The sequence below is a fragment of the Corynebacterium mastitidis DSM 44356 genome, from assembly GCF_000375365.1.
Lineage (GTDB): Bacteria > Actinomycetota > Actinomycetes > Mycobacteriales > Mycobacteriaceae > Corynebacterium > Corynebacterium mastitidis.
Map to the genome: position 1 here is coordinate 1 of NZ_AQXB01000012.1, position 6642 is coordinate 6642.

At 61.2% G+C, this 6642-nt stretch carries 6 protein-coding genes; 1 reads left to right on the top strand and 5 read right to left on the bottom strand.

All coding sequences use genetic code 11. The annotated features are described in order from the left end of the window. Positions 1-27: 27 nt before the first annotated feature. The 3 genes from B140_RS13510 to B140_RS13960 all read right to left on the bottom strand — a co-directional run bounded on the left by B140_RS13510 (position 28) and on the right by B140_RS13960 (position 1841). Positions 28-618, bottom strand: coding sequence for an AAA family ATPase (locus B140_RS13510; RefSeq protein WP_083912331.1), 591 nt, complete (start codon positions 616-618; stop codon positions 28-30). Positions 619-748: 130 nt separating this feature from the next. Beyond that, on the bottom strand, positions 749-1270 hold the full coding sequence (locus B140_RS13515) for a pentapeptide repeat-containing protein (protein ID WP_083912332.1): 522 nt from the start codon (positions 1268-1270) through the stop codon (positions 749-751). A gap of 88 nt (positions 1271-1358) precedes the next feature. After that, a complete protein-coding gene (locus tag B140_RS13960; protein WP_156801776.1) occupies positions 1359-1841 on the bottom strand; it encodes a hypothetical protein in 483 nt (160 codons plus the stop codon). A gap of 215 nt (positions 1842-2056) precedes the next feature. On the opposite strand from B140_RS13960, the gene B140_RS13520 reads away from it, so the two are divergent. Beyond that, a complete protein-coding gene (locus B140_RS13520; protein ID WP_244874430.1) occupies positions 2057-2806 on the top strand; it encodes a DNA cytosine methyltransferase in 750 nt (249 codons plus the stop codon). 238 nt (positions 2807-3044) lie between these two features. Here the strand turns inward: B140_RS13520 and B140_RS14670 are convergent, their stop codons facing one another. Both B140_RS14670 and B140_RS13965 read right to left on the bottom strand, forming a co-directional pair. Continuing rightward, the gene (locus B140_RS14670; RefSeq protein ID WP_083912333.1) at positions 3045-3422 is read right to left on the bottom strand and encodes a type II toxin-antitoxin system death-on-curing family toxin; all 378 of its coding nucleotides are present in this window, start codon (positions 3420-3422) and stop codon (positions 3045-3047) included. Then, complete coding sequence (locus B140_RS13965; protein ID WP_156801777.1) at positions 3419-3568, bottom strand: hypothetical protein; 150 nt, start codon at positions 3566-3568, stop codon at positions 3419-3421. Before B140_RS13965 ends, B140_RS14670 begins: the two co-directional genes overlap by 4 nt. Positions 3569-6642 lie beyond the last annotated feature (3074 nt).

The window sequence follows — 6642 nt, forward strand, 5'->3', positions numbered from 1 at the left end:
GCTCAAAAGTGTTCGCCTTGGAAATACTCATTTAAATGCCTCCTGAATCTCTTGTGCTACCTTTTCGTACCCCTCATCATTCTTAGGGGTGCGGCCAAAAGTTGCCTTAATGGACTCCCTCATTGGAATGAAGGTATCGAAAAGTGAAATATCATACTCCTTGAACGTAGAGATGGCTTCCCGAAGCTGGGTGGTGCCAGTACGTGCCGAGGTAATGAGAACACCATGCGGTACGCTCTTTAAGAAGTTTAGAGTTGGCCATACTCGACTAACGTCCAAGCCTGATGCGTGGGTCGGTACAACAACAAAATCTGCAATCTTGATAGCGGCATCAATTATAAGCGGGTCACCCGGCGGGGTGTCAATAATCACGACGCCGCCTCCTGCACTTTTTTCTTGAGCAAGGTTTTCTAATCGTCGAGGATTTGTGTCCGTAACAATGAATGGAAGTGCATCGTCGGCTTCGACTGCCCGATCTGCCCAATCACTAGCGGAACCCTGTCGATCAAGGTCAATCACTGTGACGCTTTTCCCGACATGGCTAAACGCGCAGCCCAAGTAGATGGCGGTCGTCGTTTTCGCTGTCCCACCTTTGGTGTTCACAATGCTTACAATCATGGATGCTCCTGGCTTGTTGGTAGCCTGAAGGTAATCATACACTCAGGTGTTTAAACCTTCAAGCGCTTAGATGTTTTAGAGTCCTCTGTGCTGGTCTGGTAGAGTCCACACTTGGGTCTGTGCTCAGTGTCTACCAGCTTTGATACCTCTTCCAATGCTGACGCAACTCCTCCATCAACTGAGCGTTATTCCTCATGTGAAGTTCACACAGGGAGTGAATCGCTTCAATGCCCTCACGCATTTTCTTCTCGTCTATGGAAAAGTCTGACGCGCGGATATTTCCTGGATAAAGATTTTCTGGACTACCTGAGAAAGTCCCTACTTGTATTTCCCATCCGCTTGGGGTGGGGATCAGATAGAAGGTATCTCCGAAGATCCTTTCAATGACAAGGCCAATCCAGTAGGTTCCATGGAGGTTCGTGTTATATAAAACTGCGCCGGAAAGATTATCATTATAGAAATTGCATGAGCTGATGTTGCTCTCAGAAAAATCCAAATCCTCGCAGTTTGAACCTTCGAAGGTGGACCATGATAGATCCATTTCGGAGAGATTAAGGCCAGAGAGATCAAGGCCTGAAAGATCGGCGCGGACACCTTCTGATCGTGCTAGTTCGATTTGAGCTTCCACGTTTCCACGTGCGAATCTCATCATTTGGTCTCCTAGTCCTAGAAAAGAATTTGTGGTGGTAGTTATCTGGTCACATGCATGCGGGCTTGGACGTCGGCGCGGGTGAGGGTGCTCATGCTTCCCACCCCCAGCGCAGGACACGACGGGGATCGCCCGTTATGGCACGAATAGGAAACTCCTCATCGCCGTACATCCAGCCCTCCTCACGCCATTCGAGAGGGATGCCGTCACCTGCCGCGATGATGGTTCCCTCCGGCGCGTCCCTGTAGTCCTCTTCGGTTACAAGGTATTCCGGGTACTCGGGGTCAGTTTTAGGGGATGTGTCGTTGTCACTGCTTGCACCTTTAACGATCTCAGACCGTATCTCCTCGGCTATGTCGCTGAGGGTGTCGATGATGTCATCCATGATCTTCGATTCGTGCCGGTTCTTTCCCTGAACTGCGGCAAGAATCCCAATGGCCCGTTGTACATCGAAGGCCCTATCGAGTGCTACCGCAACCGAATCCTCCTCTTTACGGGAGGTGTCGGCGTTTCCTGTGCCAAAGATGGCCTCGAAGTGATTGACAGGGTTGGGGATTGGATTGATGTGAACCATGCTTACTACTGTACGGCCAGGTGTTTGAACTGTCAAGTGTTAAGAAGTTTAAAGCTTTGAAATGGCAAACATTCAAGCTTCTAGACGCTTATGTGCCTGGTCAGAGCGCTTACGGGGCCGCGTTGTGATGGACGAGTAGTACATGCCAGGGGAACTCCCTTGCGTGGGCAGGGCTGGCACCAGCCACGGGCCCAGAGCCGGCTACGTTGACAAGGATGACCGGCCTACTGACAAACGTCGAGATCTGCGCAGGCGCGGGCGGGCAAGCCCTCGGCCTTCACCGTGCAGGATTCCACCACCGCGCCGTCGTAGAAATAGATTCCTGGCCCGCTAAAACCCTGCGAGCCAACCACTCCGAGTGGAATGTGCTACGCATGGGTGTCCGGGACTTTGACGGTGAACCGTATGCAGGCACCGATTTACTCTCCGGCGGGGTTTCCTGCCCTCCATTTTCGGTCGCGGGCAAACAACTCGGCGCCCAAGACGAACGCGATCTCTTCCCCCGCGCCATACAGCTAACAGCACAGATCAAACCCCGAGCCCTCCTCTTAGAAAACGTCAAGGGGCTCGGACAGAAACGCTTCGCAGGATACCGCTCCGCCATCATCACCAAACTAGAAAAACTCGGCTACCACGTTTTCTGGGAACACGTCCAGGCCGCAGATTACGGTGCCCCCAGCTCCGCTCTCGGTTCATCCTCGTTGCTCTACGGCCAGAGCACGCCGCGTACTTTGCATTCCCCACCCCAGTACCGCATCGTGTCACTGTGGGTGAAGCTCTCGAAGAACTTATGGGCACCCCGGGTTGGTTGGTGTGGTTGTGGGGGTGTGAGGGCCCTGATCGCCTGGGGGTGCGCGCTGTGTGTGGTGGTGGGGCGTTCGTGGTCGTGTGTGGTCGTGCGCTGGGCGGTCTGGGGTGGTGCTCGGGGCCTGGGTGTGTGCCGGGTGCGTGGGTGTGGTGGTTGAGTGGTAAGAGTGTTGAGTGTTCAGGCGCTTGGGGGTTTGGGTGTTTTTGCTGGTGTGGGGCAGTATGGGCGCGCTGGGTGTGCGTGGGTAGGTGCCTGTGGTCGGGGAGTCCTAGGGTGGGTGGTCTGCGTGGGTTGGTGCCCGCTGCGTGTGGTGTAGGTGGTGGTGTGGTCGCGGCGGGGTGTGTCTACTGCGTGTCGCGTGCGGTGCCCGGCGTGCGGCGTGCTGGGTGGTGTGTTCACTGCGTGGTGTGTTTTAGGAGCCAGTGTGCGATGTTGTCGATGTCTCGGTCATGCTGTACGACGTCGATGACGATTTTTCCGGCTTCTATCGGGTTAGCGGCAAGGTGGATGCCATGCCCGTCTAGGTAGGTCACGCATGCCCACCAGGCTGTGCGTTTATTAGCGTCGATGAAAGCATGCGCGAGGCAGAGGGATTCTAGTAGGGCTGCGGCTCGGTGATAATCGGTAGGAAATAGTTCTTCCCCGAAGGCTACGGTAAGTGGTCTGCTTAAAGCGCCTTCCAGCTTCCCTTTGTCGAGTAGGCAGTGTGGGCCATTGAACTGTGTGTTGAAGTCAATGACTGCGCGCGGGTGCAGGGCATATCGGGGGGTCATTTATCTGCCAGCCAGTCAAGGGTTTCGGCCCATTTGAGTGCTTGACGGTTACCTGCCGTGAGGGTTTCGTCGTAGTCGAGTTCACGGCCTGCCGTGTATAGGCCCGCGAAAGCGTCCGTATGCTCAGCGGTGCGATTTTTAGCCATAGCGGGTTTCTCCCTTTTTTCTTGCGTGGTTGCGGGTTCGGATCTCACTGTAGTAATAGATATTTAAATTGTCAAGCTTTTAAGTGTTTGAGTGTTTATTCTGGTGGTGTTGGTATCCATGAGGCTTCGGGTGTAAGGGGGGCATGGGGTCTGTGGTGGTGCAGGCTCGTGTGGCTTGTTGCGGGGCCCGCGCGGTGTGTGCCTGTTACGCAAGCCGTGGAGGTGTGAGCGCGCCGGGCGTTGGTGGTGGCCAGTGCGAGCTTGGGGAGGGGCGTGGTGTGTGCCTGGGCTACGTGGGTGTGGTGGCCGTGGCTTGGTGGTGTAGCAGTGCTCACTGTGTGCTGTGCCGGGGTTTTGGCTGTCGTGTTTGTGGCCGTGGGTGGGGTCTTGTTGCGTGGGCGGGCAGGGCGGCGGTGTGCGTGGTGGTCAACGTGGGGGCGTCTGTGGTTGTGTGCTCGTGGGCGCCGGGTGGCTCGGGGTGGGTTGTGCGGTGGAGGGCATGGGGTGCGGAGAGCCGGGTTGGGTGACTGCGGGCGGCCGGGGGCGGTGCTCGGGGAGGTTCCGGGCTGGAGGGGCAAAGGCACAGCGCGTCGGGTTGGTGTGTGGGGCTCGGCGCGTGCGCTGCCCCCTGGGGTCGTCGAGGCGCTGAAGGTGCCTGTGCGGCGGTACGGGCTGTGGGTAGATGGTTGGGCATTCAAGACGTCTAGCGCTTAGGTATTTAAGTGGTGGGTGCTTGGTGGCTGTGTCGTGCAGGCTAAGGCGGGGCGTGTAGCAGGTGTGTGGTAGCTCGTGGCCGTGGCCGTGGCTGTAGGTGGTGGTGTGCGGGGTGAGGGGTGGGACGGTGTGCGCGAGGCCCGGCGCGCTGGTGTGGCTGTGGTGGTAGGTGGTGCCTGGGTGTGTGGAGGGGTTGGGGTGGGTGTGGGGATCCCGGGGCGAGGGGGCAGAGTGTGGTGGGTGTGCGCTGCGGCGGCGGGGCTACAGGGTGTGGTCTGTGGGCCTGGTGCTCGGCGCGCTGGGTTTCGGGCCGGTGGTGTGGCTGTGAGTTCGGGGGGTGCAAGGGCGTGCTGGGCGGCCTGGGCTGGTGTTCGGTGCCTGGTGTGTGCTTGGGCTACGTGGGGGCTTGGTGGTTGGGTGTTGAAAGTGCTGGGCGTTTAGGTGCTTGGGGGTTTGGGTGTTGTTGCTGGTGTGGTGAGGGGCAGCTAGGGGGTAGGGCGCGCCGGGGTGCGGGTACAGGCGGGTGGTTCGGGGCCCGGTGCGTGGCGGCTGTGTGTTCGTGGCCGTGCGTGGGATGTGTGCCGGGTGTTTGGCGCGCTGGGCCGGTGCGTGCTGGGGTGGTTGTCGTGGTGTGCGGGGTTGGGGTTGTGTAAGCGGTGGCCAGCACGGGGGTGGCTGTGGCTGTGAGTTCGGGAGTGGGTGCTGTGTGGGGAGTCGTGGCTGTGGGGCCAAGGCGATGCGGTGCGTCTATCGCGCACGTTGAGGGAGTCCGGGCGCGCCGGGCTGGGGTGGAAGGGAGCGTGTGGCCTGTGGTGGTGCAGGTGCGGCGGCGGGGCAGGCTATGGGCTGGCGCCCGGCGCGTGTTTGGGCTGTGGGGATGTTATTGGTGGGTGGCTCGGGGTGCGGGGTGTGGGTGCGCTGTTGGCCGTGGTTGTGGCCGTGCGCGGACTTGGTGGTGTGGGGGCTGCGCGGTGTGTGTGGCGGCGGGGCGTTGTGTGGCTGTGTGTCCTGTGCGCGGGGCGTGCTGGGTGGGGGCTTGGTGGGGTGTGCGAGGCCCGGCGCGCTGGGGTGTGGGCTGTGGTGGCTTCCTGTGTGTGGGGTGCTTGGCGTGTGCGTGCGGGTGGGGTGGTAGGGGATCTGTGGGCCTGGTGTTCGGTAGGTGTGTAGGCGCGGGTGGGGCTGGGTCGCGTGGGTGTGTGGGTGCGGGGTTGGGCGATGGGGGCGTGTCTATCGCGCGGCTAGGGCGCGGGCGGGCGTTGGTGGTGGCCAGTATGTGCTTGGGTGGGCACGGTACGCGGAGCCTCGGTGTGCGTGGGGTGGAGATCGTTGGTGTAGAGAGACGAAGCGCGGGCGCGCCGGGTTGTGGCGGCTGGGGGTGCGGGCTCTGGTGTGCGGTGGTGTGCGTGTGCGGTGGTGTGCGCCAGCTCGTGGTCGTGTAGGGCCCTGGTGTGCAGTGTGTGCGAGGTGTGGGGTGTGGGTGCGCTGCGTGGGTGTGCCTACTGTGCTTGGTGGCCGGCGCGCCGGGGTGCGTGAGTTCATCTAGTGGTGTGGTGCGTGTCGTGGTGGCTTGGTGGTTGGACGGTGAAAGTGCTGGGTGTTCAGGTACTTGGGTGTTGTGGTGGGTGCTCGGTAGGTGGGGGTGTGCTTGGTGGTTGTGGGTGTGTGGGCGCGGGTGGGGCTGGGTCGTGTGGCTGTGTGGGGTGCTGGTAGTGCTTGGCGAGGCCCGGGGTGGGGCGGTTGTGTGCCAGGGCGCGCCGGGATCGGTGGGCTGGGCGGTGTGAGGGCCATGATCGCCTGGGGGTGTAGGTGGTGCGGCGGGGTGTGCTTATCGCGCACGTCGAGGGGGCTAGAGCGTGCCGGGCGCAGGCGGGGTGGACGGTTGTGTGCGGGGCCCGGTGCGCGGTGGCTGTGGTTCGTGGGCGGCGTGTGTGGCCTGTGGTATCGGTGCCCGGCGCGCGTCGGGTGGGTTGTGCGCGGGGTTGCGGGTGCGCAGGGCCGGACTGTGGTGGTGGCCAGTGCGCGCCGGGTGGGTTGTGTGTGGGCGCGCGGGGTGGTGGTTGGGTGGTGAAGGTGCTGGGTGTTTAGGCGCTTGGGGGTTTGGGTGTTGTTGCTGGTGTGGGGGCTGGACCTGTGGCTGTGAGCGGCGTGTGTGGAGGTGCGAGCGCGCCGGGTTGGTCGCCGTGGTGTGTGGGGTTGGGGTTGCGTAAGCGGTGGCCAGCACGGGGGTGGAGACATGGGGTGCGGAGAGCCGGGCTGGGTGGCTGCGGGCGGCCTGGGGTCTGTGGTGGCGCCTGGTAGTTGTGGTCGTGAGCTATGAGGTAGGTGCTCGGGGCGCGCGGCGGGTTGTTGGTACAGGCGGG

What these genes read in the sequence shown, in the direction of transcription:
- B140_RS13510 (WP_083912331.1), bottom strand. Translation starts at nt 618, where the DNA reads ATGATTGTAAGCATTGTGAACACCAAAGGTGGGACAGCGAAAACGACG.
- B140_RS13515 (WP_083912332.1), bottom strand. Translation starts at nt 1,270, where the DNA reads ATGATGAGATTCGCACGTGGAAACGTGGAAGCTCAAATCGAACTAGCA.
- B140_RS13960 (WP_156801776.1), bottom strand. Translation starts at nt 1,841, where the DNA reads ATGGTTCACATCAATCCAATCCCCAACCCTGTCAATCACTTCGAGGCC.
- B140_RS13520 (WP_244874430.1), top strand. Translation starts at nt 2,057, where the DNA reads ATGACCGGCCTACTGACAAACGTCGAGATCTGCGCAGGCGCGGGCGGG.
- B140_RS14670 (WP_083912333.1), bottom strand. Translation starts at nt 3,422, where the DNA reads ATGACCCCCCGATATGCCCTGCACCCGCGCGCAGTCATTGACTTCAAC.
- B140_RS13965 (WP_156801777.1), bottom strand. Translation starts at nt 3,568, where the DNA reads ATGGCTAAAAATCGCACCGCTGAGCATACGGACGCTTTCGCGGGCCTA.